Raw genomic sequence first — 24,142 nt, 5'->3', positions numbered from 1 at the left:
CATCAACCTAGCTTTCTGGCGGCAGGTTGCGCCACCAAGTCAATGTCTCAGCAATCGTCGTTTCCATAGACCGCGGCGCCATGCCGAACTTAGCTTGGAAGGCTGAACTGTCGAGCACAAAAGGTGCATCGCACTGATAGCGCACCTCCGCGACCTCTCTCAGCACAGGAATGAACGGGCTGAGCAGCGTCTGGGTCAGTGCGCTCATCGCGCCAACAGGCTTCGGTGCCATGTCCAGTTGTGCAAAGGCAATCGTGGCGATTTGATTGGCTGAAAGCGCCGGTGCAGTGGGCACATGCCAGGCACGGCCGTAGGCATCCTCTGGCGCATTGCTCAGTGTGATCATCGCGCGCCCAAGATCATCAATGTTGGTGTGACTGTGCGGCAAATCGGGATTGCCGATCCAGGCTGGTTTCTTGCCCGCTAGAATGCGGGGCCAATACCGCTCGCCAAGCGCAGCAATGCGAACACGTGGCCCAACGAAATCAGACGCTCTGGCCAAAACCGCTTGAACATCACCGGTCTTGTGCCGTTTGAGCAGATCATCGGCCATCCGCGCACGCAGGGCACCTTTTTTGCCTGATGCTTGCATGGGCGTCGCTTCGATGAGAACGCCAGTCTGTCCATACCCATAGGCATTGTCGAGTACCACAAGCTTTGCACCGGCGTTGGCGGCGGCATCGATGATGCTTGACTGAAGGCGAGGGAAGTCTTGTGCCCAGCGATCATAGCGAGGGGCAGCACAGTGATAGATGACGCGCGCCCGGCTAAGCGTTGCCTTCGCATCATCGGGGTTGGAAAGGTCTGCAACAGTGTGTTGAACGCCTTTTGGCAAACCAGACGGCACGCGCCGACTCACAAGCGTCACACTGGCATCGAGCGCAGCAAGTTGCCGCGCAACACTCCAACCAGCGGGGCCAGCGCCGAGCACACAATGATAGGGGGAAGAGGCCATACGACCCTATCGTGCAGAGCAGGGTGGCGAAGCAATGACGGAGGTCAACGGCACAAAAAAACCGGCGGACAGCGCCGCCGGTTTCATCACACTAACCTGGTCGTGATCGTTATGCTGCGTGGTGCAATCGATCATAAAGCCAAGGATTGCCTTTGCCGACTGAGCCAAGGGCTTTGGCGCCGGCCAGGATCAGCAGATCCAGAACTGGCTCCAAAATAATCACCGTCATATAGGCAACGCCGAAGGTGCCAACCGCCGAGAGGTTTTCAGCTCCAAAGCCCTGGCCATAAAACGCCCAGAAAGCAACCCAAGCCACCACACCACCTTGATACATGGCCGATAGCGCCAGCACGTCGCGGTAACGCAAATCCACATAGGCTGTGCCAGTTGGAATGATGCGTTTGGCAAGCAGTGAAACAGCCCAAAGCGGGACAACAAGCGTGGTCACGTTCATGGCGTATTGCGGCAAATCGGCAGGAGCGAAAAGCACGCCTTGTGCCAAAAGCCCAAGGGCAAAACCAATGGCCGCCGGTCCAGCTCCAAACACCAGATAAAGCGTGGCACCCAAGATGAGGTGCACCTCCGATACGCCGACCGGATATTTGAAGAAGACTTCAAAGAAGATGAAAACGGCAACAGTTGAAAGGGCGGCACGAAGGCCGAACGACAAGAAACCATCCTTGCTGATTGTGTCCCACGCCATTTTGGCGGCAAGGCCTGCAGCGCCAGCAGCGGTTGCGTAAGACAAAACAAGTTTTGCGCCGTCCACGACGCCCGGTTCAATATGCATGAAGATCACTCCTGAAAAGCGCACCCATCGTGCGCGGGTCATAGGTTCATGCTCAGGCAGGTCTCCTGGCTCGCGATCATCACCACATCCCACCTTCCCAGATCGTCTCGATCCAGTGGTCTTGGAGATATGGCTCACGCTTACAGTTGCGTGGGCAGCTGCGGCTAAAGCCCCCTGTTTGGGTCGGCCTGTCCCGCATTCCCTTTTCACCCAACCGGCCATACGCTGGCATGATCGGTCAGGCACCTGAACGGTGGCGACACTAAACGTGCGGCAGTTGGTCCGCAAACGGAGTTTCCCTCATCGCCATCATCCCTTTGCCGGATGCAGACGCAATGCTATAGGCGGCATATGAACCAAACCGCTCTTGCCCCCCAGGCTGGTACCGCCGATGAACCGGTGGAAATCAGCCATATCCGCAACTTTTCCATCGTCGCGCATATCGACCATGGCAAGTCAACGCTGGCCGACCGCCTCATCCAAATGACAGGTGGTCTCACCGAGCGTGAGATGAAGGATCAGATCCTCGATTCGATGGATATCGAGCGCGAGCGCGGGATCACTATTAAGGCGCAGACTGTCCGCTTGCTCTATCAGGCGCAAGACGGTGAGACCTACACACTGAACCTGATCGATACGCCGGGCCATGTGGACTTCGCGTACGAGGTGAATCGGTCCCTGGCAGCCTGCGAAGGCTCATTGCTTGTGGTCGATGCGTCTCAGGGCGTCGAAGCGCAGACGCTGGCCAATGTCTATCAGGCGATTGAGAACGATCATGAGATCGTACCGGTGCTCAATAAAGTCGATCTGCCTGCTGCCGAGCCGGAGCGCGTGCAGCAGCAAATTGAGGATGTGATCGGTCTGGATGCCACCGACGCGGTGATGATTTCAGCCAAAACTGGCCTTGGCGTTGAAGATGTTCTTGAAGCGATCGTCACCCGCCTGCCAGCGCCCAAAGGCAACCCCAATGCAACGCTGAAAGCCATGCTGGTCGACAGTTGGTACGATGCTTATCTCGGCGTTGTCGTGCTGGTTCGCGTCATCGATGGCAAGCTGAAAAAAGGCCAGAAGGTGCGCATGATGGGCACCGGCGCGACTTATGACGTGGACCGGGTGGGCGTGATCACGCCGAAGCTGGCGACGCTCAATGAACTCGGCCCTGGCGAGATCGGTTTTATGACCGCCTCGATCAAAGAGGTGGCGGATACTCGCGTCGGCGACACGATCACGGATGAAAAAAAGCCCACCGAAACCATGCTGGAAGGCTTCAAACCTGCCCAGCCAGTCGTATTCTGTGGCCTGTTCCCAGTCGATGCAGCGGACTTTGAAGACTTGCGCGCCGCCATGGGCAAACTGCGCCTTAATGATGCAAGTTTCTCGTTTGAAATGGAAAGCTCCGCGGCGCTTGGCTTCGGCTTCCGCTGCGGGTTCCTCGGCCTTTTGCACTTGGAAATCATCCAGGAACGTCTGGAGCGTGAGTTCAATCTTGATCTCATCGCAACGGCCCCTTCGGTGGTTTATGAGATCCAACTGCGCAAGGGCGCCAATGATGAAGGCGAGCCGGAGGTGGAAGAACTCCACAACCCCGCCGATATGCCCGATGTGATGAAGATCGAGGAAATCCGCGAGCCCTGGATCACCGCGACCATCCTGACGCCGGACGAGTATCTCGGACCGATCTTGAAGCTTTGCCAGGAACGACGTGGCATCCAAAAAGAGCTGTCCTACGTCGGTGCCCGCGCGATGTTGGTTTACAATCTGCCGCTCAATGAGGTGGTGTTTGATTTCTACGATCGGTTGAAATCCATCTCCAAAGGCTATGCAAGTTTTGATTATCAAATCACCGGCTATGAAGCGGGCGATCTGGTTAAGATGCAGATCCTCGTCAATTCTGATCCCGTGGATGCGCTGTCTATCTTGGTGCATCGCAGCCAAGCGGAGTATCGCGGCCGAGCGATGTGCGAAAAGCTAAAGGATCTTATTCCTCAGCACATGTTTGTGATTCCGATCCAGGCGGCCATCGGTGGCAAGATTATTGCCCGTGAGACGATCCGCGCCCTGCGGAAGGACGTGACGGCCAAATGCTATGGCGGCGACGTGACGCGTAAACGAAAACTGCTGGAAAAGCAGAAGGCCGGTAAGAAGAAGATGCGCCAATTCGGCAAGGTCGATATCCCGCAGGAAGCCTTCATCAAAGCGCTGAAGATGGACAGCTAAGCCAAGATTGCAGCCGCCGCGCGCAACCCGCTCAAATACGCGCAGTGAACATTGCCGTGATAATCAAAGCTGGTGTGCTCGCCGGCAAAGTGCAGCGGTCCTATCGGCTCGGCGAAGCGATTGAAATCATCGGGTGTCGCGCCGAGCTTGGCGAACGAATAGGCGCCCAGCGCGAGCGGGTCATTGGACCATGCGGTTTTGAGAACACCAGTCGGTTCTGGGATGGTATTGCCGAACACGCCGCGCAGCACATCCATCATATCCGCCGTCGCATCGTCCTCGCTCATCGTGTCGGCAATGGGCGCGTAGGCCCCGAGGCTCACGCCCATGAGGATGGGCGCGTCACCATAGGTCATCGTGTTCATGAAGTAGGGCCAACGGCCCATCAGCTCCGTGACCACCCCGAAATATTGCACGTCCTGCGGCCAAAAAGGGGCATCAAAGCGCAGCGCAAGCTTTGTTGCTTGGCCCATGCCCAACGCTTGGATCGATCTTTGGTATTCACTTGGCAAAGGCGGGTCGAAGGCTATGCGCCCTGCTTTCAGAACGCCAAGCGGCAGCGTACAAACGAGATGCTTAGCCTCGAATGTACCGTTTTCTGTGGTGACAGACACACCTTCTGGGCCATAGGCGATGCTTTGAACCATTTCGCCGAAGCGAATGTCCAGTTCGCGCGCCAACCCAGGCAAGATGCGTTCATAGCCGTCGGGTAGAATGACATCGGTGCCTGCAAAGGCATCATCTTCATCCCAGAAGGCCGCGGAGATGTCGTGGACGGAGCCACCGGTCAGAAACTCCAAATAGGCTGACAACATCCAGCGCATGAGTGGGTCCTCAAGCTCACCATTGCCAAACCGCCGGATCGCTTCAGACATCGCGATATCGTTGTCCACGCCATCATCAACAGCTGCCGCAAGGCGCGCCAATCGCGCCTCACCGGCCACCACATCAGCATCACGAACCGCGGTTCCATCCGCGCGGTAAACCTCCAGACTGTTGTCATCGGTCAAAAAGGTTTGCAGATCAGCGCGGCCAGCCAGATCAGAGATTGGATTGCCATCCGGGCCGTGGATCCAACCAGCGCCCAACTCCACCGGAAGTCCAAGCGATCGATCAGTATGTATGCGCCCGCCAATGCGGCCAGACGCTTCCAGCACCACAACAGCTCGACCCGCATCGGCAAGAGCGCGCGCGGCCGCCAAACCAGCAATACCGGCGCCGACAACCAGGACATTAGGATTGGACACGGCCCGCGCAGCTTCAGGGGCTAGCGTTGCCGCCAATCCAAGCTTTAAGGCATCGCGGCGCGTGGGAGGCCGAAATCTCATGCAGCAGCGGCCAGCTCGTAATCCGGTGTTCCGGACCAGGTGAAGGTCCAACTCGCACCTGGCCTGACATTTTGAACGATGTGCGGGTCAAAGGCGACGAAACATCGTCCGCCCTTGTGACGAACCGACTGATAGAGCAGCCCGCGATGGCCCTCGGCGCGCAGCGCGCGGGCAAGAGCTTGTCCAGCCGGGTAGCCAAGGGCTGGGTCGTCTTGCAATGCGTCGGGATGTGATGCGCTGGAGATGCTGGGGAAGGTTCCCACAAAGTCGGCCAGAAGCTCCACATAGCGGGCCTCATCGTCATAAACGCCAATAAAGCTGAGCTCTCGCGTGCGGTGATAGCCAACCTCGGCAGCCGATGTTTGAAGGTCATAGGCGCAGTACCAGGCGCCCCGGCTTTCATCGTTGAACCGGTTGCCCCCGGTGCGCGTGTAAGCAAAGGCGGCGTTGATGTGGCTCTGGCCATAAACGCGCAAATCCGCGCTGCGCCGGGCAAAGGCAAGCTCACGCCGGTCCAAGGCGGGGGAACCCTCGCGCTCCACCTTCAGGCGTTGGTTTGTCATCGCTTCCAACTCGGCCAAAAGCTCCGCCTCATCATCACTATCGACAAGGCCGCGCAAAACAGGCGGTTTGTGGTAGGTGGCTGGGATCAGGCGAACCAGCGCACGATCATTGATCAATTGAAGGTTCAAGCGCCGCCCCGCAGCGCGTCCACATAGGTGCGCACAGCAATAATAGTCGGCAAACCACCTTCTATCATGCGAGCAAGAGGGCGTTGCCCATCAAACAAAGGGCCGGTATTCTCAAGCTTCACCCATTGATCGCTCAAAGGTGAGTCGAAATAGAGCGCCAATGCCTTGTAGAGGCCAACAAGCGCACTCAAACGCAACATCTGATCGCGGGTCAGGTCACCGGAGAATTGGCCGGTTTTGATCCGCTTCCACGTCGATTCCGAAACGTCGAGAAGGTCTGCTGCTTCGCGCAACGTTAGGCGCCATTCTGCGGCCAGTCTGCTGTAGGCTTTTAAGCCAACAGACTGCATGTCAGTGGGCGCTGACTGAAGATCGGCAAGGGCCATAATGTTTCTCCTTGCTCACAATATAGTCCAAATGGACGTAATAACAAGGTCAAAAGGACTTGGATATGTCTGATCTCAACAACCGAACCGTCTTCATCACTGGTGCGAGTCGCGGCATCGGCGCCGCCACCGCCCACGAGTTTGCCCGTCAAGGCGCCAATGTTGTGTTGGCAGCTCGCTCCACCGGCGACATTGAAAAGCATGCCGCCGCCATTCAAGCCAATGGTGGCAAGGCACTGGCTGTTGCCTGTGACGTGGCGGACAACACTCAGGTGGAGTTGGCAGTTAAAGCCGCTGAAAATGCTTTCGGTTCTGTCACTGTGCTCGTCAACAATGCTGGTATTATCGATCCGATCGGCCGCATGGATGACCTTGATCCTGCCGACTGGGGCAAGGTCATCGATATCAACGTAAAGGGCGTTTATCACTGTGCCCGCGCTGTTTTGCCAGGCATGCAGGCGGCGGGTGGGGGAACCATCGTCAACATTTCCTCCGGAGCTGCAACCAATGCCATGGAGGGCTGGAGCCACTACTGCTCATCCAAAGCCGCAGTGCTGATGGTGACTCGCTGTTTGCACAAGGAGTTTGCCGACAAGGGCGTTCGAGCCGTCGGCCTGTCGCCGGGTACGGTGGCGACGCAAATGCAAGTTGATATCAAAGCGTCAGGCATCAATCCGGTCAGCCAGCTTGATCCCAACGTGCATATTCCGCCTGAATGGCCCGCCAAAGCCATTGCCTGGCTCTGCACAGCTGAGGCTGATCCGCATCTGGGTGGCGACGTTTCTTTGCGTGATGAGGCGATTAGACAGGCGGTTGGGCTGATTTAGGTTTTTAGGCGTTCAGTCACGCAACCGTGCACCCACTTTGAGCATGGCTGATGTTTAGGCCATCTTGTCGCAGGGCAAGATTCATGGCATGGGTGATTTTAATACTCAGCGTCACGGGAGACGCTGCCAACGCAAGTTGGCAGGGCCGAAGAAGCAACCTCCCCGGAATCTTTCAGGCGAAAGGACCGTGGCGCGACAAGGCAATCTGGAGAGCGATCATCACGTGATGATCCACCGAAGGAGCAACGCCGCTGATCACCGCGCCACAAGGGTGCGAAGCCCTTTCAAGGGGGTGAAGCGACGAAACTCTCAGGTTCGAGGACAGATGGGGACCGAAAGGTGCAACGGACAAGCACCAGACGGTCCATCACGTCCGCAACTTGAAGAGGCCTTGTGTGATGAACGCACCCACCACCTCGCAGCAGCTTAAAAATGCCACCGCGCTCGCCGGAAACATTCCTGGTGCACGCTCTCCGTCTTCATCGCGCAGTGTCGCCGTCATCGGGGCCGGGATAACGGGTGTCACCGTTGCCTACGCACTGGCCAAACGCGGTTTGCAGGTGACGGTCTTTGATCGTCATCGCTATCCGGCCATGGAAACAAGCTTCGCCAATGGCGGTCAGCTTTCAGCCTCCAATGCAGAGGTCTGGAACCATCCCGGCAACATCATAAAAGGCATCAAGTGGATGTTCGCCACCGATGCGCCGCTGCTCTTCAATATGACACCGAGCTGGCACAAATACTCATGGATTGCCGAGTTCATGGCCGCCATGCGCAACTATGAAGCCAACACAGTGCGCTCAGCCGAAATCGCGATCATGGCCCGCAAGAACCTGTTCGACTGGGCGCAGGCCGAAGGCATCGACTTCAATCATGAGAAGCGCGGCATTGTGCATGTCTACAGAACGGACAAAGCCACGCAGCATGCGCGTATGGTCAATGGTCTGCTGGAGAAAGCGGGTCTTGACCGCCGCGAGATTGCACCTGAAGAAGCCAAGCAGCTCGAGCCGACGCTTGCTGGGGACGTTAAGGGCGCGTTTTACACGCCGTCGGACACCACAGGTGACATCCACAAGTTTACAGTCGGCCTGGCAGAGGCTGCCAAGCGGTTGGGCGTGCGCTTTGAGCAAGATGTTGATGTTCAACATGTCTCTGCGGGCAATGGTATCGCGGTGCGCTACGCCAAGGATGGAGCCAATTCAACCGAGCGTTTTGATCAGATCGTGGTTGCGGCTGGTGTCGGCTCCCGTGCCTTCGGCAAGCAGCTTGGCGACCGGGTAAATGTCTACCCTGTCAAGGGCTACTCGATCACCGTGGAGCTAAAAGACAAGGCAGCGCAGGTAGAAGCGCCCTGGATGAGCTTTGTCGACGACGACGCAAAAATCGTCACTTCTCGCTTGGGCGCGGACCGGTTCCGTGTTGCTGGTACAGCCGAGTTTAATGGCTTCAATCGCGACATTCGCGCTGATCGCATTCGCCCGCTTGTTGAGTGGTGTCATGCGCTGTTTCCGGGCATGCCAACAGAGCATGTCGTGCCCTGGGCGGGTTTGCGTCCAATGATGCCTGATATGATGCCGCGCTTGAAAAAAGGCAGAGCGCCAGGCGTGCATTACCATTGTGGCCACGGTCACCTGGGTTGGACGATGTCAGCGGGAACCGCCGAGCTCGTAGCCGAAAACGTGTTGCAAGAAGTTTTGGCTTAGCACACGGTCAAACGAAAACGGCCTGGACGCCCGCTGAAGCGTCCAGGCCAGACTGAAGGTGGGTACAGGGAAGGACCAACTTTCAGCCATTCCGGGGGGTCAGAAGGGGTGTTTAGCGCAACACGCGCGTTTGGCTGATGCGCTTGAGCTCGGTCCCTGCGCTTTCACGCAGAGGCAAATTGTAGGCCCGTAGGACATCGCCACGGGTGATCCCCATGTCGCAGAGCATATGGTCATCAAGCTCCAGCATCTCGCGTATGCCGCGGCGATACTGAACACGCGCATAGAGGTCTTCCGCCGCGTGCCACACTGATGTGACAGCATGGGCCGTGGCGCTGAGAGCGTTGTGCACGAAAGCGCCGATGCTTGAGGGCGCTCGTGTGGTGTTGTGAACGGTCATTTTTGTCTCCTTTGAGTCAGTAAACGAACCGCCTCGCAGGTGGTCCGTTTGCCAATGAGGAGACTTCGCGAAGGTCTCAAGATGGACAATGCGCGCAGATCATGCTTCAATCAAACGAATAGTTTTGAAGGTAACTGTCAGAAAAAATTGAAAGACGGTTTTCCAAGGATCCACGGCCATGAATGTGTCCACCACTGTCCAGCCTGGCCCTCTGCTGGAACTTGATCTCCTGCGAACCCTGGTCGCGATTGCTGAGACAGGCAATTTCTCTGCCGCTGCCGACCGTTTAGGGCGCACGCCTTCGGCGGTTTCCATGCAAGTGAAGAAGATGGAAGAGCTTATCGGCGCAACGCTGTTTGTGCGCGATAGCCGCTCTGTCAGCCTCACGCGCGACGGCGAGGCTTTGCTGGAGCATGGCAGGCGTTTGCTTGCGCTCAACCGCGAGATGATGGCGCGTTTTGTTGAGCCCGAACTGGTCGGCGAGGTGCATCTTGGCGCGCCCGATGATGTCGCCGAACGGTTCTTGCCAAGCATGCTACAGCGGTTCACCGAAACATTTCCCGGCATTCTCCTTAGCGTCACTGTGGACGGCACCGCGCGCTTGATCGAGAGCGTGGAGCGCGGAGAGCTCGATCTGGCCGTTGTAACGTGCGAAACCGGCTTCAACACCGATGGCCGAGCTGAGATCGTGCACCGCGAACCGTTGGTTTGGGCTTGTGTGGCCGGTGGCGTTGCCGCCGAGCAACGCCCTTTGCCAGTATCCATGTGGGAAGAAGGGTGTCTTTGGCGCAAAGGCTCACTGGAAGCCTTGGAGCGTGGGGGCTGGGATTACAGGATCGCGTTTCAAAGCTCTAACATTTCTGGTCAGCGCGCCGCTGTGCTTGCCGATCTGGCGATAGCGCCGTTGTCACGCTCGCACATCACCGGTCGTATCGTTGAGGCGAAAGCTGCGTGTGGTTTGCCGTCATTGCCTGATTGTGCCCTGGGTTTGATGGTGAGGGACAATCCCTCGCCACCCGTCGCCGCTGCCGCTGCGCAGGTCCGCGAATGCTTTGCCCGTCATGCCAACAAGCATTCTTAGACCCAGCCGCCGTGGCGTGCTTGCAGGTTTGGGCTTTGTCGCACTCAGTGGCCAACGAGCCTTTGCCATGGGGCCAGGTGTGACCCGTCCGCCCGGCTTTTATGTGCCAGATGAGGCACTGCGACACGAACGCACCTTCATGCAATGGCCGGTGAGCCGCGAGGTTCACCTGGAAAGAGACTTTCTGGCTTACCTGCAAGAGACCATTGCTGAGATCGCCAACAGCATTGTGGATTTCGAACCAGTGGTCATGCTCATGGCGCCTGAGCATGAGCGTGCCGCTCGTCGATTGCTATCTGGTGCGGTCGAAATCTGGCCCATCCCAACGGAAGATCTTTGGGCCCGCGATTCCGGACCGCTGTTCGTTGTTGACGGGCAGGGCGATCTGGCCATTCGTCAGATGAATTTCAACGGTTGGGGCGGCAAGCAGGTACACATCCATGATGGCCAAATCGCCGCGCGCGTCGCTGACCGCATGGGGCTCCAACTGCTCGACAATGGGCTTGTTGGCGAGCCTGGCGGTGTCGAAACCGATGGAGAGGCCACGCTGATCGCCCATGAAAGCTCGTGGGTGAACCCCAACCGCAACGGGCAATCCAAAGAGGAGATCGGTGCGCTGTTGAAAGAAGCCTATGGCGGCCTGGAGCTGATCTGGGCACCGGGTATCGCAGGCGAAGACATCACCGACTATCACATTGATAGCCTCGCCCGTTTCGTTGAGCCCGGCGAGGTCATCATACAACTGCCGGCGGAATACGATCCCGATGATCTCTGGAACGGTGCTGCGCACCAAACCTTCGACATCCTTGCCGGGGCCAGCGACGCCGCTGGGCGACGGCTCAACCTTACGGTGATCACCGAGCCGCAGCGTGTTCGCGTGCGCTCGGATGATTTCGTTGCATCCTACGTCAACTACTATGTCTGCAATGGTGCCGTCATCGCGGCCGAATTTGGCGACCGGGAAACGGACGAGGAAGCGCGCCGCGTTCTGGCCAACGCCTATCCAAACCGTGAGATCGTTCTGCTCAATGTCGACGCTCTTGGAGAGATCGGCGGCGGCATCCACTGTGCAACACGCGAACAACCTGCGGTTTGATGAGCCATTCCAAGATCGACTCCATCGAGGCCCTTGAGGCGCTCTACGGCACGCCCGTGGCAGCCGCCACGGTCAAGGTGTCCTCAGTCATCACGCCAGAGTACCGCGCGTTGATCCAGGCTTCACCCTTTTGCGCGCTAGCCACTGTGGGGCCTGAAGGGCTCGACTGCTCGCCGCGCGGAGATGCGCCCGAAAACGGCATGGATGGTATGGTGCGCATCGTCGATGAGCGCACCCTCATGATTCCCGACAGGCGTGGCAACAATCGTCTGGACAGTCTGCGCAACATCGTGCGCGATCCGCGCGTGGCGTTACTGTTTCTTATTCCGGGGTCCGGCACCACCTTGCGCATCAATGGGCAGGCGCACATCACCGCCGATCCAGACGTGCTGGAGAGATACGCAGTGGACCGCAAAACACCGCGCAGCGTGATCGTCATTGCGATTGAGGAAATCTACTTCCAATGCGCCCGCGCGGTTGTACGCGCCGATCTTTGGAACGCTGAAAAGCATGCTGATCCGGGTAATCTGCCGACGCCCGGCGACATCTTGGCGGTGCAAAGCGCTGGCGAAGAGGGCGGCGAAACCTACGACCGCGGATGGCCTGACCGCGCCGCCAAAACCATGTGGTGACGCTCAGCCGTCGGCCAGAACTTGTAGCTGAAAGCTGGTGCGCTCGCGCACATCGCGCAGCGTTTGCCGGGTGATATCAACGTTGAACTGCGCGTCATGGATGTCGGCGCGCACATCATCGGCTTCGTTGCGCAGGATCCAAAGGTTCTGGCGAGCGCTGCGCCGAGCGTCGCGGTTGTCAGCTGCATCGACGCGCTGTTGGGCTGCGTCAATCTCTTCTTGGGTGTCCGTCAATCGGCGTTCCAGGTTGCGTAACCGCTGCTCTGCTTCTGCCACATCTTGTTCAGCATCGTAGACCTGCTCGCCAAGCAGATGCCCATGCAGAAAGCCAGGCGCAGTTTCAGCTGGGCAAACATTCGGCGCGGAGCGACCGCGCTCGCCGACCCGGTACCCGGAAACCGGCGTGCAGTAAGAGAGCAAGCCAATGTCGCGGCCTGCGCGATAGGCGCCTTCATCAATGATGGCTGGCGTATCGCGACACGCGCGGCGATGATCGTCGAGCCGTAAGAGCACATGGCCCTGCTGACCATCATTGACGCCAATCTGATACCAGTCACCGCGCACGCATTCTTCGTGGCTGAGTGTGGCACACCCGGCCAGCGTAAGCGCCAGCAGCAAACCCGCAAGGGCGAGCAGTACCTTCTGATTGGGCTGAGGAAGGATCAAAGCGTTGAATGAGCGGATCGTCATCGCATCGCCTCTATCGTGTTCCACCTGTACCGAAGATGAACCAAAAGTTCAGACACTCGACGGGCGCCCTCAACTTGGGTCATGCTCGCAGATGGGGCAAAGAGCAGAGACGTGATTCCGTGTCGATCCGACATCTTACTCGCAGGCTAAAATGGTCACTGGGTATCACCGTGACAGGTGCACTGGTCGCTGGCCTTGCGGTTGCGCAAACGGTGCCCAACCCGGTCCCTCGCCCAGACCGTGCTCCGGAGGCGGTGATACCGGTGCCGGTATCAGCCACCACACCTGCCCGTCAGCTGTTTGGCGGTGAGCCGACACCCGCACCGCTGCAAGCGCGCTCCATTGGTGGCTATGCCCGTGGCTGTCTAGCCGGTGCGGTTCCGCTGGCCGTCGATGGTCCAGCCTGGCAGGCCATGCGCCTGTCGCGAAATCGCAATTGGGGCCACCCAGCGCTGGTGGCGTATCTGCAGGAACTCGCTGTTGCTGGTCGCGAGCAGGAGGGGTGGAACGGCCTTTTGGTCGGTGACATGAGCCAACCGCGTGGCGGACCGATGCTTACAGGCCACCGTTCCCATCAGATCGGATTGGATGCCGATATCTGGCTAACGCCCATGCCGGACCGGACGCTAAGCCGACAGGAACGGGAGGAAATCTCCGCCATCTCCATGTTGCAAGATGGCACGCGCACCATCAGCACCAGCCGGTGGAGCGAAAACCACGCCCGTATCATCCGACGCGCCGCCATCGATGATCGGGTGGCGCGCATTTTCGTGCACCCAGCGATCAAGGAACAGCTGTGCGCCTGGGAAAGCCCGAGCGCTGATCGGTCGTGGCTGCGCCGCGTGCGCCCTTGGTATGGGCATCATTACCACTTCCATGTGCGGCTTTCCTGCCCAGCTGGAATGGAAGGGTGCCAAAACCAAAACCCGCCACCTGCTGGTGACGGGTGCGGCGAGGAATTGGCTTGGTGGTTGGGCCCCGAGCCGTGGCAGCCAAGCGATACGCCCGCGCGCCCGAGACCTGAAACCATGCTGTCAGACCTACCGGCAGCGTGCAGCCAAGTGCTGGTCGCCAACTAGTTTCGGGCGTAATGCCCTATCCTCTTGGAACATCCGCTTTTAGGCGGGAGCTCCTGTCCCAATCGGACAACTCACGCCCGTCCCGCCCATTCCGCAATAGCCATTGGGGTTCTTGGCAAGATATTGCTGGTGATAGTCCTCAGCGAAATAGAAAGGCCCTGCTTCGCGGATTTCGGTCGTGATTTGGCCGCGTCCAGCTGACTTCAAAGCCTCTTGGTACATCGCCTTGGAGGCCTGCGCGGTGGCCAAGTCATCCTCGTCGGTCAGATAGATGCCCGAGCGATACTGCGTGCCGACGTCATTGCCCTGGCGCATGCCTTGCGTTGGATCATGGGCTTCCCAGAACGCTTTCAGCAAAGTTTCGAGGCTTGTTACCGACGGATTGTAAACGATCCGCACCACCTCATTGTGTCCGGTTCGGCCTGAGCAAACCTCTTCATAAGTCGGATTGGGTGTCGACCCAGCAGCATAACCAACAGCCGTTACATAGACACCAGGTAGTGACCAGAACGCTTTTTCAGCACCCCAGAAGCAACCAAGGCCGACATCCAGAACCTTGTGGCCATCCGGATAAGGGGCCGCGAGCGGCAGGCCATTGACGAAGTGTGTTTCAGCCGTCGGGATGGGCGCATCGCGACCTTCCAAAGCTTCGCCTTCGCCGGGCATCTCGGTTTTCTTGGTCAGGGATGCAAACAGATTCAGCATGGCAAAAGCCCTTTCTCGTCTGGCCCTAGGGGGCTGCGAATGTCAGGCCAAGAGGTGGGTCTTGGCCATGGATGCGTCAAGGCGTACCACACCGTGATGCCGGTCACAGCCGCGTGAAGCGTGCAATTGGATAACCAAACTGCCATCAAAGTGACGCGAAGCGCACAAAAAAGGTGGCCAACACTCTCCCTTGGCGGTTTCATGGCCGTCGATCCTCATTTGCACGCTAGGACATACCATGCGCTCGCTCTGCCTCACTTTGCTTTCCTCCACATCGCTCTTGCTGGCCACCAGCGTTGGGGCACAGACAATCGACCAAGCAGGTGCAGACGCATTGGAAGCGCAAGTTCCGCTTGTTTTGGACTTTCTCTTTCAAGGCTCGCCAGATGTGAACTTCGCATTTGATGGTGAGGTCGAGGCCGTTCCCGATGGTGATAGCTATGATCTATCGATTCCTGCCATCACAGTGGATGTGAATGGCGACGCTGACGTCGCCGTGCCACCCTTTGCAGTGGAAGTGACGCCGCAGGACAATGGCTGGCAGCGAGCGCGGTGGGACTTTCCAGGGTCAGTTGTGGTCACCAATCCACGCAACAGTGATGACCGAGCCGACATCGCGTTCACCAGCAATGACAATGATATGGTCATCGCGCCAGAGTACAGCATGGCCCTGCAAGCAGATGTCAGCCTGTCGGATTTGTCAGTCACCGTGCAGGGTCATCAAGGTGATATCACGGTTCAAAGCATCGACATGACCGTGGACACTGATCCATCTGGTACCGGTGAACATAGCTTCGATTCTGAAACACTGGCGACGCTTGAACGCCTTCGGATCGATATCCCAAGCGAACAGGTCTTGTTGCAGCTGGAATCCGTAGAACTCTCTGGCACCTCTGCCCGTCAGCGACTTGATCTTTTCGCTGGCCTCCAACAGCGTGTGCAGGGGCTTGATCCAGAAAGCGAAGCGTTTCTAACCGAGTTCGTCGAAGTGCTGCGCGAGAACGCGGGCGAAAAATGGATCGGAGATGCGTCCTACACCATGGGTCTGGATGGGCTCTCTTTCACCATTGAAGATGTCAGCGGATCACTGGGTGCTTTGGGCTTGTCCATGACAGCAGATGACCTTGATGAAGCCGCAGCTGAGCTTGGCCTTTCAATCAATGTTGATGATATCACCACAACAGATGTTCCCCCGCAGTTCGCTCAGCTCATCCCGGTACGCGCGGATTTGGACCTGGTGGCGGTAGACGCACCGGTCCAGGCCATCAGTGACCAACTCTACGGCTATCTAGGTGAAGCGCCCAGTGACGAAGAATTGTTCGGACCGAAGGGTCGCCGCGCAGGCGTTGGCAATCCCTTGGCCAGTCTTCAAGATATCGACCCGATGGAGTTCTTGGGTATCTTGATGAGCTCAGAGGTTGAAGTGGTGCTGCAGGACTTCTTTGTCGAAGCCGACATCGGCTATGTGGCCGCTGAAGGCACAGTGCAGCCCGATGCCCAGGCAGCCTTGCAAGCCACCGCCGACTTGGACCTGCAGATCGCCGGATTACCAGAAATGATTGCCTTTGCGCAGCAAATGGGCGGCGAAGCGGCGGACGGTGCGGCCTTTGTTTCGGTTCTGGCGGCAATGGGTCGTGATGCAACCGATGAGGATGGCCGCGACATCAAAGAGTTCGATCTGCAGTTGACGCAGTCTGGTCAGATATTGCTCAACGGCAACGATATGAGCGCAATGATGGGCATATTCCAGTAACGGTCGACCTTACCCGGCCGTTTCGACCGCAGCAGCGTCGATCTTCACTTTGGGACGTCGCGCGATCACCGCAAGGATGAGCCCGAGGCCGCCAATCGCTGCCCAATCCCACCAGAGAAGAATGGTCTGAATGACGGGATCCCAAAGATAGGGGGAAATAGAGCGCTGGATGTAAGACTGTGCTCCATTAAGCCACTCCGGTATGGTCGCGTAGAACAAGTCGCCTAGTAGCTGAGGCGTAAAGCCTGAAAAGGATGACCAGTCCATAGCGGCCAGATCATCCGCCAGCAGCACCAGCGCGATTGCCAGAAGCGCCAGGCCGAGCAGGCGGATCGGGAAGCGTATGACCGCCATAGCGGGTCTCCTTGCAGAAGTATCATATGCCAGTCTTATCATCCTGGCGGGCCGGGCAGATGTATGGAGCTTTTCGCTCAGCAGCAAGGCGCTCGCGCGCCGTTGCACGCAAGTGTGATGCCGGGTGAGCTTGGGCGCTACCCGTCGTGATCGCCCAAAACCAACAAGTTTGCGCCCACGGGTAATGCGCGAAGGGGTGATGGAGAGCGCTGTTCAACAGTCCGTTTGAGCTTGCGCACGCCATCAGCTAGACAGACGTTTCAACCGCCTTTTCGAGCCAAGGTCTCCTTCTTGATGCCCAATCCTTCCGCTTTACCGAACGCTTTTCCAGCTGATTCCGGGCATGAGGGCAGCATCCTTGATGCTGCCAAAACCGTGCTGGCCACCGAGCGCGCTGGCTTGGGTGCACTGGAAGCCTCACTGAATGGGGAGTTCGTTACTGCCGTTCAATGGATTTTGGGCGTGAAAGGCCGGGTGATTGTCTCCGGCATGGGCAAGTCCGGGCATATCGGCACGAAGATCGCTGCAACGTTGGCCTCCACCGGCACGCCAGCCCATTTCGTGCATCCAGCTGAGGCAAGCCATGGCGACCTCGGTATGATCACGCCGGATGATCTCTGCATTCTCATCTCCAATTCAGGCGAAAGCCGCGAGCTTGCCGATATTGTTGCCTACACGCGCCGTTTTGCGATCGGCATGATTGCCATCACCAAGGTGCGCGAAAGCTCGCTTGGCAAACAGGCCGATCTCATCCTGCAACTGCCAGACGTGCCCGAAGCCTGCACCATCGGCATGGCGCCTACGACGTCCACGACCTGCACCTTGGCGCTGGGTGATGCGCTGGCCATCGCTGCGATGAATGAGCGTGATTTTGATGCGTCCAGCTTTGGAAACTACCACCCAGGCGGCAAGCTTGGGTCTCATCTCATGGATGTGGCCGCGTTGATGCATGCCGGGCCGGAATTGCCGCGCGTCGCGCCCGATGCTTCCATGGGTGATGTGCTTGTTGAGATGACCGCCAAAGGTCTTGGCATCGCCCTTGTTGTCGATGATACCGACCATTTGAAAGGCATCATCACCGATGGCGATCTGCGGCGCAATTTGGTGGGCTTGATGGATCACATTGCCCTGGATATCGCCACGAAATCGCCGCGCACCATCCAACCATCGGCGCTGGCAAGTGCCGCGATTGGTGTGATGAACGAGCGTGAAATCACTGTACTTGCTGTGGTCGATGAAGCCGGGATTTTACAAGGCGTTTTGCATATGCACGACTGCTTGCGCGCAGGCATCGTCTAGGTTTCTGTCCTTTCTTGCTTGCGTTTGCAGAACTTCGGGCCTAAAGAGGCGCCGCTGCTAGGGGCAGCACCCAGGTCCGCGGAAAGCCGTCATCGGCGCCCCTTTTGATTGGTTTTTGATACCCTTCCCGGTATTTCTCATGCCCGAACGTAGCGGATCGGCGGGCGTTTTGATGAGGAAGCCGATGACCAAGTCCCTAGACCAATTGCGCCGCGATGCGCGTGCCCTAAAGACCGCTTATGATGTTGGTGATGTGCATGCGCGCGAGCGTCTGCGTCTGCGTCCACCGCGACCCAAAGGCACGCCGCTCAAGCATGCCGACTATTTGCATGTCGTTGCCCAAGAAAACGGGTTCGCCAGTTGGCCAGCGCTCAAGCTTGCTGTCGAGCTACATGGCATAGACCGCGCCACCAAACTGCAACGCCTGAAAGTCGCTCTTTACAACGGCCAGATGGCGGTGGTTGAGAGGCTGCTCTCCGACGTCCCCGATCTTGCCGATGGCGTGCTTAGCCTGGAGATCGCGCTTTACCGGCGTGAGGCAGTAGAAACGGCGCTGCAAGTCGATCCGTCTTGTCTAGCGCATGACCTTGGGCCAGCGCCGGCTTTTGTGCATCTTGCGCGCTCACGGTTCATCCACAAGCACCGCGAACGCGAAGCCGACATGCTGGCCATCGCCGACTTGCTCCTGGCACATGGTGCCGATGTGAACGAGGGGTTCTTGGTCGCGGAAGGGTCGGACCATTACCTTTCACCGCTTTATCTCGCCATTGGGCACGCGAACAACATGCCGCTGGGGCGTTGGTTGTTGGAGCATGGTGCCGATCCCAACGACAATGAATCACTCTACCATGCCACTGAGCTCGGTCATCATGAGGGCCTCAAAATGCTGCTGGAACATGGTGCTGATCCACATGGTACCAACGCCATGCTCCGCGCGATGGACTTCCATGATGTGGACGCGGTGCGCATGCTGTTGGACGCAGGCGCTCTAGTTGACGAGTTCAATGACGCTGAAGTGGGCGGGGAAAAGCCTTGGGTGGTGCCTGCGCTTCATCAAGCGGCAAGGCGGATGTCACCACCAGCGATGATCGACTTGCTCCTTGAAGCCGGCGCTGATCCTAGTCGGACGTATCAGGGTTGCACGGCCTACGGGTACGCGCGGGTGTTCGGCAACCGCGATCTAGCACGTGCGATTGAGGCGCGTGGAGATACGCCCGATCTCACATCGGAGGAAGCGTTGCTTGCCAAAGCCGCCGATGGCGAGGACGTCTCAGGTCTTTTTGTCGATACGGCGAAACTGCCCGAAGCCTATCGCAACATCATCCGAGTAATCCTGCATCTGCCGGGCAAGCTCGACCATGTGAAGCGTTTGGTGGCCATGGGCGTCGAGTTTGATCGCCCCGACAGCGAGGGCTTAACCCCTGTCCAGGTCGCGGGCTGGGAGGGGCTGCCCGAGGTGATGGCCTATTTCCTGTCGCTCAGCCCTGACCTCTCACACATTAACAACTATGAAGGTACACTGCTTTCAACCATCGTTCATGGCTCTGAAAACTGTCCGCAGCGGGCCGAGCGCGATTATGTCGGGTGTCTTGAGCTTGCCCTCCATGAGGGTGTGGCCTTGCCGCGCCGCGCGCCTGACATGGCTGGCGACCCTGAAGTGGCAGCCTTCCTGACGGAATGGGCCGAAGCCCATCCTGGTCAGGTGGTTGAGGGTGGTGTGGTTTAGGCAGCGATTCAATGGCCTCTACACAGCATTGCGTGTGTAGAGGCCATTGATCTGTCCGTCCTCGGCAAGCGACAGCCCCCATTCGGTGCGGCCATTGGCAAACTGCACCTCATAAATGTCGTAGCCATGGCCATCGACACCTTTGAAGGTGATGGCGCCTGGTTCTCCCAGGCGTTCCATCTCAGCTTCGATCATATCCGCTTGGGTCCGCGCCAGATCAGCCAAGGGTGCCGTCATGCGATCATAGTCAACGGTGCCGTTGACGTGTTGGTCGATCATCTCGCGCATCACAGCTTCGCTGCCTGGCGCGGGGGTTTTATCGGCGATGCGCTGCTCCAAGGTTTTTACAACGGCGGAAAAGGCGTCATCGCCCACTTTCTTGGCCAGCAGCTCATGGCCGTTTTGGTGCAAGGTGAGGGCGGTAACGAGGCCAGCATCATCACGCCGAAAGGTAACTTGGGCCGCGACGACAGTGGTGAAGAAGGCATCCTTGGCTTCTGGCTGAAACAGCACTTCCGGTTGGCCGATCAACTGCAAGTAGAGCTCACCCTTCTTCAGCGAAATGGCCACCAGCGAGCCATCTTCCATGGCGTAACTACCGGGATAGTCGGTCAGCGTGTCTGGATCGATGGTTGCGGCGTTGCGTGGCCGCGACTGTTCATAGCGTTTCCACGCCAGCGCATCGTCTTGGGTCGGGGTCATGATGGTCTCCTTGGCAAGTTTGATCATGTCATCCAGTGAGAGAACCTCACCATCAGCATGTTTGCTTTGAAGAGAGCGAACCAACGCCAAGCTGTGATCGATGCGAGCCTGACGGCCGCGCAGGGTTTCCTCCTGCACGGTGAGAAAATCAGCTAGGTCTGTCGGCTGTCCGGAAAGCACTTGGCCAATCCGAAATAGGGTGAGCCCGAGCTGTTGCAGCATCATGATTTCATTAAGCCGCGCGATCTCACGGCTCCCATAAAGCCGCCAGTTCTTTTCCGTGCGTCGCGGTTCGATCAGACCACGGTCTTCATAGACCCGCAGTGCCTTGGTCGTAAGGCCAAGGCGACGGGCACAGTCAGCAGCGGTCAACAAGGTTTCGTCGGTCATCTTTCTCTCCGACGTATCCATTTAGGGTATGCCCTAGGGGCCGGTGCAAGAGGGTGACGGCAAAAATGTTGGGCCCTAGTGTCGTGCCATCATCAGGCGAGCCATGTCGATCATGCGTGCCGAAAAACCCCACTCATTGTCGTACCAGCCAAAGAGCCGCACTTGATGATCGCCCAGTTGGCGTGTTTCCGGCATGGCCAAAACGAGTGATTCCGGTCTGGCGCGCATATCGGTGGAGACGCAGGGGTCGTGCGTGAGTCCAACCAGGGGCGACTCCGAAAACATCTTTTCGAGCAAACCATCCATCGGGCCATCGGGAGCGCGTTCCAGCTGCAAGACAGCATCAATAGCCGACACGCTGATGCAAGGCACCCGCACCGCAGAGACGGTGAGCTTCTCTGCCATGCTTGGGAGCACGCGCGTCACCTGTGTGGCCGCACTGGTGCTCGTCGGCACCATGGAAACAGCAGCAGCGCGACTGCGCTCAAGGCTGGCTGCCGGCGCATCCACTGTAGGCTGGCTGCCAGTGTAGCAATGGACGGTCGTAATGTGGGCTCGCGCAATGCCAAGCGCTTCTTCCAGCCGCTTCAACAAGGGTGCGATAGCATTGGTGGTGCAAGAGGCATTGGAGACGATGGTCGCATCACCGATCTGATCGTCGTTGGCGCCGAGCACCGCTGTAAGATCAGCGGCGTCCGACGGCCCAGAGATCAGGATTGCCTTAGCGCCAGCTTTCAGTCCACGCTCGGTGACATCGCGTGTCTTCGCCTTGCCGGTGCATTCCAACACCAGGTCGATGCTGGAGAGATCAGCCTGCGAAATGTCGGCGAGCGTCGTGAAGGGGATGGCTTTGCCTTCGACGACCAGGGCACCGGGTGCTTCTTCGACAGCCTTGGGATAGGGGCCAAAGACCGAGTCATAACGAAACAGATAGGCGCAGGTTTCGAGTGGAGCGATATCGTTGATGCCAACCACCTCAATATCGCTGTTGCGATCATCGCTGAGGATTTGACGCAGAAGGGTCCGGCCGATCCGGCCGAACCCATTGATCAGAACACGCATGGCTTTGAATGACTTTGCAAAAGAGGCCCTAAGGCCGAGGTTAGAAATCGACCTCGATAGCGATGCCTTTTTCGATCGCAAGGTCAACCACGCTTGCGGCCACAGCAAGATCTTGCAGGCCAACACCGGTGCCGTCAAACAGCGTGATCTGGTCGGCTCCCGTGCGCCCGCCATGGGCGCCGTTGATCACCGCGCCAATTTGGTTGACGTCACTTTCCTTGATCAACCCTTGGCCAACCGCATGCTGCGCCTCGCCAATGCTGATCGATTGCGCCACCTCGTCGGTGAACACGGCTGAACGCCGAAGCAGCGCCGGGTCCACCTCCTGCTTGCCCTCGGTGTCGGTGCCCATGCACGCGATGTGCGTGCCAGGGCTGACCTGATCAGCCATCAGGATTGCATCATGTGAGGAGGTGATGGAGATGATCACATCGGCATTCTGCATCCCGTCGAGTTCCACCGCTTCAAACGGCAAGCCCGCTTCCTCAGCCACTTTCTCAAGGTTCGGCAGCATCTCAGGATGGAAGTTCCAACCGATCACCTTTTCAAAGGAGCGCTGCTCTAGCGCGGCACGCAGCTGGAACGTCGCCTGATGACCCGCACCAATCATGCCGATCACTTTGGCATCCTCGCGTGCCAAATGCTTGATGGAGACAGACGATGCAGCGGCTGTGCGAAGTGCCGTCAGCAAGTTTCCGCCAACAATCGCCTTTACCTTGCCGGTGTCTGGGTCAAACAGAAACACCGTCGACTGGTGATTGATGATGCTGTGGGTCGCCAGATTGTTCGGCCAGTAGCCGCCAGCTTTCAAACCCAGCGTTAGCCCAGCACGGTCAAATCCACCTTTGAAGCCATAGAGCGCATCGACATGACCAATCGCCTCGCGCACTACCGGGAAATTGTAGGCGTCATTGGAGGCCATCGCAGCGAAGACTTTCTCCACCGCATTAAAGGCAGCCTCGCGCGTCATCAGATCAGCGATTTCACGTTCTGGAACAATCCACATGTCTAGAGTCCTTTGAAAACAAATGCGCCCGCGCGACTGGGTGTGCCGCGCGGGCGAAAAGATGCAAACCGTGGAGGCCGCAGGCTCCTAGTAGGCTTTGCCGCGTGCCGAGACCGGCCAGAGGGTTTCCACCTTGCCGCTGCGCACGCCGACATACCAGTCGTGGACATTGCAGGTTGGGTCACAGTGTCCGGGCACCAAGCGCAGCTTGTCGTTCACTTTCAGCACACCCTGCGGATCGGCAACGACACCGTGCTCATCAGAGCATTTAATATACTCCACATCGTCGCGCCCGAAGATGAAGGGCAGACCGCTATCCACCGACTGCGCCTTGAGACCGGCATCAACAATGGCTTTGTCGGCTTTAGCATGGCTCATCACGCTGGTCAGGATGAACAATGCGTTCTCCCATTCGCCCTGGTCGATGCGGTTGCCGTCCTTGTCGAGGATGCGGCCATAGTCGGCGTCCATGAAAGCGTAGGAGCCGCACTGAAGCTCGTTGTAAACGCCTGACGTGCTCTCGAAATAGTAAGAACCGGTGCCACCGCCGCCGACAATATCGCACTCGAGGCCATCGGCTTTCAGCGTATCGACAGCGTCTTTCACCATCGCCACAGCAATATCGATTTTCGCCTTGCGATCATCGTAGGAGTCCATGTGCTGCATGGCACCCTGATAGGCCTGGATGCCGGAGAACTTCAGGCCCGGCGCCGCATCAATAGCTTTGGCGATCTCAACGACCTCTGGTGTTGTCGTCACGCCACACCGGCCAGCACCGCAGTCGATTTCAACAAGGCACTCAATCTCGGTTCCGTGCTTCTGCGCCGCTGCAGAAAGATCAGCCACATTGGCCACATCATCGACGCAGCAGATGGCACGTGCGCCAAGCTTGGGGATGCGTGCCAGACGGTCGATTTTGGCTGGGTCGCGGACCTGATTGGAAACCAGCACGTCTTTGATGCCGCCACGAGCAAAGACCTCAGCTTCGGAGACTTTCTGGCAGCACACGCCACAGGCGCCGCCCATCTCCATCTGCAGCTTCGCCACATCGACCGACTTGTGCATTTTGCCATGCACACGGTGGCGCATGCCTTTGGACTGCGCGTAGTCGCCCATCTTCTTGATGTTTCGTTCAAGCGCATCAAGATCCAAGATCAGACAAGGCGTCTGAATGGTCGCCTCATCCATGCCTGGAACGGCTGGTACATCATAGCCAACGTCGAGCGCGTTGATGTTCACTGGTGCGTTCATCGATCAGTCTCCCTTCAC

23 protein-coding genes and 2 riboswitches are annotated in these 24,142 nt (G+C 58.1%); of the genes, 10 read left to right on the top strand and 13 right to left on the bottom strand.

Annotated elements, in window-relative coordinates; translation table 11 throughout:
- Positions 1-7: 7 nt before the first annotated feature.
- Positions 8-955 carry an NAD-dependent epimerase gene (locus tag ABWH92_RS01550; protein ID WP_375571522.1) on the bottom strand — a complete coding sequence of 316 codons (948 nt, stop codon included), beginning with the start codon at positions 953-955 and terminating at the stop codon, positions 8-10.
- A 109-nt stretch (positions 956-1,064) separates the two neighbouring features.
- Entirely contained in the window at positions 1,065-1,745 is a 681-nt protein-coding gene (locus ABWH92_RS01545; protein WP_375571520.1) for an energy-coupling factor ABC transporter permease, read from the bottom strand.
- Positions 1,746-1,782: 37 nt separating this feature from the next.
- Positions 1,783-2,010: riboswitch (cobalamin riboswitch) on the bottom strand.
- Positions 2,011-2,096: 86 nt separating this feature from the next.
- Here ABWH92_RS01545 and lepA point away from each other — a divergent pair.
- Positions 2,097-3,962, top strand: coding sequence for a translation elongation factor 4 (gene lepA / locus ABWH92_RS01540; protein ID WP_375571519.1), 1,866 nt, complete (start codon positions 2,097-2,099; stop codon positions 3,960-3,962).
- Here lepA and ABWH92_RS01535 read toward each other — a convergent pair.
- From ABWH92_RS01535 to ABWH92_RS01525, 3 genes are read right to left on the bottom strand one after another with little or no spacing between them, the layout of a single operon-like run.
- Positions 3,959-5,290, bottom strand: a complete 1,332-nt coding sequence (locus ABWH92_RS01535; protein ID WP_375571517.1) for a flavin monoamine oxidase family protein — start codon at positions 5,288-5,290, stop codon at positions 3,959-3,961. The genes lepA and ABWH92_RS01535 overlap by 4 nt on opposite strands.
- The gene (locus ABWH92_RS01530; RefSeq protein WP_375571515.1) at positions 5,287-5,982 is read right to left on the bottom strand and encodes an RES family NAD+ phosphorylase; all 696 of its coding nucleotides are present in this window, start codon (positions 5,980-5,982) and stop codon (positions 5,287-5,289) included. The genes ABWH92_RS01535 and ABWH92_RS01530 overlap by 4 nt, the downstream gene beginning before the upstream one ends.
- On the bottom strand, positions 5,979-6,368 hold the full coding sequence (locus tag ABWH92_RS01525; RefSeq protein WP_375571513.1) for an antitoxin Xre-like helix-turn-helix domain-containing protein: 390 nt from the start codon (positions 6,366-6,368) through the stop codon (positions 5,979-5,981). The genes ABWH92_RS01530 and ABWH92_RS01525 overlap by 4 nt, the downstream gene beginning before the upstream one ends.
- Positions 6,369-6,433: 65 nt before the next feature.
- Between ABWH92_RS01525 and ABWH92_RS01520 the strand changes: the two genes are divergently transcribed.
- Positions 6,434-7,195 (top strand): SDR family oxidoreductase, encoded by a 762-nt coding sequence (locus ABWH92_RS01520; protein ID WP_375571511.1) that lies wholly within the window; start codon positions 6,434-6,436, stop codon positions 7,193-7,195.
- Positions 7,196-7,299: 104 nt separating this feature from the next.
- Positions 7,300-7,393, top strand: a riboswitch (glycine riboswitch).
- Between the two features lie 200 nt (positions 7,394-7,593).
- On the top strand, positions 7,594-8,898 hold the full coding sequence (locus ABWH92_RS01515; protein WP_375571509.1) for a D-amino acid dehydrogenase: 1,305 nt from the start codon (positions 7,594-7,596) through the stop codon (positions 8,896-8,898).
- Between the two features lie 112 nt (positions 8,899-9,010).
- Here ABWH92_RS01515 and ABWH92_RS01510 read toward each other — a convergent pair whose 3' ends face one another.
- The gene (locus ABWH92_RS01510) at positions 9,011-9,298 is read right to left on the bottom strand and encodes a DUF1127 domain-containing protein (protein ID WP_375571507.1); all 288 of its coding nucleotides are present in this window, start codon (positions 9,296-9,298) and stop codon (positions 9,011-9,013) included.
- A gap of 178 nt (positions 9,299-9,476) precedes the next feature.
- Here ABWH92_RS01510 and ABWH92_RS01505 point away from each other — a divergent pair, with 178 nt between their 5' ends.
- The 3 genes from ABWH92_RS01505 to ABWH92_RS01495 are packed head-to-tail and all read left to right on the top strand — an operon-like array spanning position 9,477 to position 12,107.
- Entirely contained in the window at positions 9,477-10,379 is a 903-nt protein-coding gene (locus ABWH92_RS01505; protein ID WP_375571505.1) for a LysR family transcriptional regulator, read from the top strand.
- On the top strand, positions 10,360-11,475 hold the full coding sequence (locus ABWH92_RS01500) for an agmatine/peptidylarginine deiminase (RefSeq protein WP_375571503.1): 1,116 nt from the start codon (positions 10,360-10,362) through the stop codon (positions 11,473-11,475). Before ABWH92_RS01505 ends, ABWH92_RS01500 begins: the two co-directional genes overlap by 20 nt.
- Complete coding sequence (locus ABWH92_RS01495; protein WP_375571501.1) at positions 11,475-12,107, top strand: pyridoxamine 5'-phosphate oxidase family protein; 633 nt, start codon at positions 11,475-11,477, stop codon at positions 12,105-12,107. The genes ABWH92_RS01500 and ABWH92_RS01495 overlap by 1 nt, the downstream gene beginning before the upstream one ends.
- Before the next feature lie 3 nt (positions 12,108-12,110).
- On the opposite strand, the gene ABWH92_RS01490 is transcribed toward ABWH92_RS01495, so the two are convergent.
- Complete coding sequence (locus tag ABWH92_RS01490) at positions 12,111-12,797, bottom strand: DUF2799 domain-containing protein (RefSeq protein WP_375571500.1); 687 nt, start codon at positions 12,795-12,797, stop codon at positions 12,111-12,113.
- A 119-nt stretch (positions 12,798-12,916) separates the two neighbouring features.
- Between ABWH92_RS01490 and mepA the strand changes: the two genes are divergently transcribed.
- On the top strand, positions 12,917-13,876 hold the full coding sequence (mepA, locus tag ABWH92_RS01485) for a penicillin-insensitive murein endopeptidase (RefSeq protein WP_375571498.1): 960 nt from the start codon (positions 12,917-12,919) through the stop codon (positions 13,874-13,876).
- 39 nt (positions 13,877-13,915) lie between these two features.
- On the opposite strand, the gene msrA is transcribed toward mepA, so the two are convergent.
- Positions 13,916-14,581, bottom strand: coding sequence for a peptide-methionine (S)-S-oxide reductase MsrA (gene msrA / locus ABWH92_RS01480; protein ID WP_375571497.1), 666 nt, complete (start codon positions 14,579-14,581; stop codon positions 13,916-13,918).
- A 238-nt stretch (positions 14,582-14,819) separates the two neighbouring features.
- On the opposite strand from msrA, the gene ABWH92_RS01475 reads away from it, so the two are divergent.
- Positions 14,820-16,334 carry a hypothetical protein gene (locus ABWH92_RS01475; protein WP_375571495.1) on the top strand — a complete coding sequence of 505 codons (1,515 nt, stop codon included), beginning with the start codon at positions 14,820-14,822 and terminating at the stop codon, positions 16,332-16,334.
- A 9-nt stretch (positions 16,335-16,343) separates the two neighbouring features.
- Here ABWH92_RS01475 and ABWH92_RS01470 read toward each other — a convergent pair whose 3' ends face one another.
- Complete coding sequence (locus tag ABWH92_RS01470) at positions 16,344-16,688, bottom strand: hypothetical protein (protein ID WP_375571493.1); 345 nt, start codon at positions 16,686-16,688, stop codon at positions 16,344-16,346.
- 294 nt (positions 16,689-16,982) lie between these two features.
- Here ABWH92_RS01470 and ABWH92_RS01465 point away from each other — a divergent pair, with 294 nt between their 5' ends.
- Entirely contained in the window at positions 16,983-17,987 is a 1,005-nt protein-coding gene (locus tag ABWH92_RS01465; RefSeq protein WP_375571491.1) for an SIS domain-containing protein, read from the top strand.
- A gap of 184 nt (positions 17,988-18,171) precedes the next feature.
- Entirely contained in the window at positions 18,172-19,713 is a 1,542-nt protein-coding gene (locus ABWH92_RS01460) for an ankyrin repeat domain-containing protein (protein WP_375571489.1), read from the top strand.
- Between the two features lie 18 nt (positions 19,714-19,731).
- Here ABWH92_RS01460 and ABWH92_RS01455 read toward each other — a convergent pair whose 3' ends face one another.
- The 4 genes from ABWH92_RS01455 to bhcC all read right to left on the bottom strand — a co-directional run bounded on the left by ABWH92_RS01455 (position 19,732) and on the right by bhcC (position 24,124).
- Positions 19,732-20,805, bottom strand: a complete 1,074-nt coding sequence (locus ABWH92_RS01455) for a MerR family transcriptional regulator (protein WP_375571487.1) — start codon at positions 20,803-20,805, stop codon at positions 19,732-19,734.
- A 75-nt stretch (positions 20,806-20,880) separates the two neighbouring features.
- The gene (locus ABWH92_RS01450; RefSeq protein ID WP_375571486.1) at positions 20,881-21,867 is read right to left on the bottom strand and encodes a type I glyceraldehyde-3-phosphate dehydrogenase; all 987 of its coding nucleotides are present in this window, start codon (positions 21,865-21,867) and stop codon (positions 20,881-20,883) included.
- Between the two features lie 40 nt (positions 21,868-21,907).
- Positions 21,908-22,873 (bottom strand): iminosuccinate reductase BhcD, encoded by a 966-nt coding sequence (bhcD, locus tag ABWH92_RS01445; RefSeq protein WP_375571484.1) that lies wholly within the window; start codon positions 22,871-22,873, stop codon positions 21,908-21,910.
- An 87-nt stretch (positions 22,874-22,960) separates the two neighbouring features.
- Positions 22,961-24,124 carry a 3-hydroxy-D-aspartate aldolase BhcC gene (gene bhcC, locus ABWH92_RS01440; RefSeq protein ID WP_375571482.1) on the bottom strand — a complete coding sequence of 388 codons (1,164 nt, stop codon included), beginning with the start codon at positions 24,122-24,124 and terminating at the stop codon, positions 22,961-22,963.
- Between the last annotated feature and the right edge of the window lie 18 nt (positions 24,125-24,142).

This window comes from Ahrensia marina, from assembly GCF_042140245.1.
GTDB lineage: Bacteria > Pseudomonadota > Alphaproteobacteria > Rhizobiales > MH13 > MH13.
This window is presented reverse-complemented; position numbering and strand designations above follow the sequence as displayed.

What these genes read in the sequence shown, in the direction of transcription:
- ABWH92_RS01550 (WP_375571522.1), bottom strand. Translation starts at nt 955, where the DNA reads ATGGCCTCTTCCCCCTATCATTGTGTGCTCGGCGCTGGCCCCGCTGGT.
- ABWH92_RS01500 (WP_375571503.1), top strand. Translation starts at nt 10,360, where the DNA reads ATGCCAACAAGCATTCTTAGACCCAGCCGCCGTGGCGTGCTTGCAGGT.
- ABWH92_RS01460 (WP_375571489.1), top strand. Translation starts at nt 18,172, where the DNA reads ATGACCAAGTCCCTAGACCAATTGCGCCGCGATGCGCGTGCCCTAAAG.
- msrA (WP_375571497.1), bottom strand. Translation starts at nt 14,581, where the DNA reads ATGCTGAATCTGTTTGCATCCCTGACCAAGAAAACCGAGATGCCCGGC.
- ABWH92_RS01545 (WP_375571520.1), bottom strand. Translation starts at nt 1,745, where the DNA reads ATGCATATTGAACCGGGCGTCGTGGACGGCGCAAAACTTGTTTTGTCT.
- ABWH92_RS01515 (WP_375571509.1), top strand. Translation starts at nt 7,594, where the DNA reads ATGAACGCACCCACCACCTCGCAGCAGCTTAAAAATGCCACCGCGCTC.
- ABWH92_RS01505 (WP_375571505.1), top strand. Translation starts at nt 9,477, where the DNA reads ATGAATGTGTCCACCACTGTCCAGCCTGGCCCTCTGCTGGAACTTGAT.
- ABWH92_RS01495 (WP_375571501.1), top strand. Translation starts at nt 11,475, where the DNA reads ATGAGCCATTCCAAGATCGACTCCATCGAGGCCCTTGAGGCGCTCTAC.
- ABWH92_RS01475 (WP_375571495.1), top strand. Translation starts at nt 14,820, where the DNA reads ATGCGCTCGCTCTGCCTCACTTTGCTTTCCTCCACATCGCTCTTGCTG.
- ABWH92_RS01490 (WP_375571500.1), bottom strand. Translation starts at nt 12,797, where the DNA reads ATGACGATCCGCTCATTCAACGCTTTGATCCTTCCTCAGCCCAATCAG.
- ABWH92_RS01465 (WP_375571491.1), top strand. Translation starts at nt 16,983, where the DNA reads ATGCCCAATCCTTCCGCTTTACCGAACGCTTTTCCAGCTGATTCCGGG.
- ABWH92_RS01470 (WP_375571493.1), bottom strand. Translation starts at nt 16,688, where the DNA reads ATGGCGGTCATACGCTTCCCGATCCGCCTGCTCGGCCTGGCGCTTCTG.
- ABWH92_RS01535 (WP_375571517.1), bottom strand. Translation starts at nt 5,290, where the DNA reads ATGAGATTTCGGCCTCCCACGCGCCGCGATGCCTTAAAGCTTGGATTG.
- bhcD (WP_375571484.1), bottom strand. Translation starts at nt 22,873, where the DNA reads ATGTGGATTGTTCCAGAACGTGAAATCGCTGATCTGATGACGCGCGAG.
- bhcC (WP_375571482.1), bottom strand. Translation starts at nt 24,124, where the DNA reads ATGAACGCACCAGTGAACATCAACGCGCTCGACGTTGGCTATGATGTA.
- lepA (WP_375571519.1), top strand. Translation starts at nt 2,097, where the DNA reads ATGAACCAAACCGCTCTTGCCCCCCAGGCTGGTACCGCCGATGAACCG.
- ABWH92_RS01520 (WP_375571511.1), top strand. Translation starts at nt 6,434, where the DNA reads ATGTCTGATCTCAACAACCGAACCGTCTTCATCACTGGTGCGAGTCGC.
- ABWH92_RS01525 (WP_375571513.1), bottom strand. Translation starts at nt 6,368, where the DNA reads ATGGCCCTTGCCGATCTTCAGTCAGCGCCCACTGACATGCAGTCTGTT.
- ABWH92_RS01510 (WP_375571507.1), bottom strand. Translation starts at nt 9,298, where the DNA reads ATGACCGTTCACAACACCACACGAGCGCCCTCAAGCATCGGCGCTTTC.
- ABWH92_RS01450 (WP_375571486.1), bottom strand. Translation starts at nt 21,867, where the DNA reads ATGCGTGTTCTGATCAATGGGTTCGGCCGGATCGGCCGGACCCTTCTG.
- ABWH92_RS01455 (WP_375571487.1), bottom strand. Translation starts at nt 20,805, where the DNA reads ATGACCGACGAAACCTTGTTGACCGCTGCTGACTGTGCCCGTCGCCTT.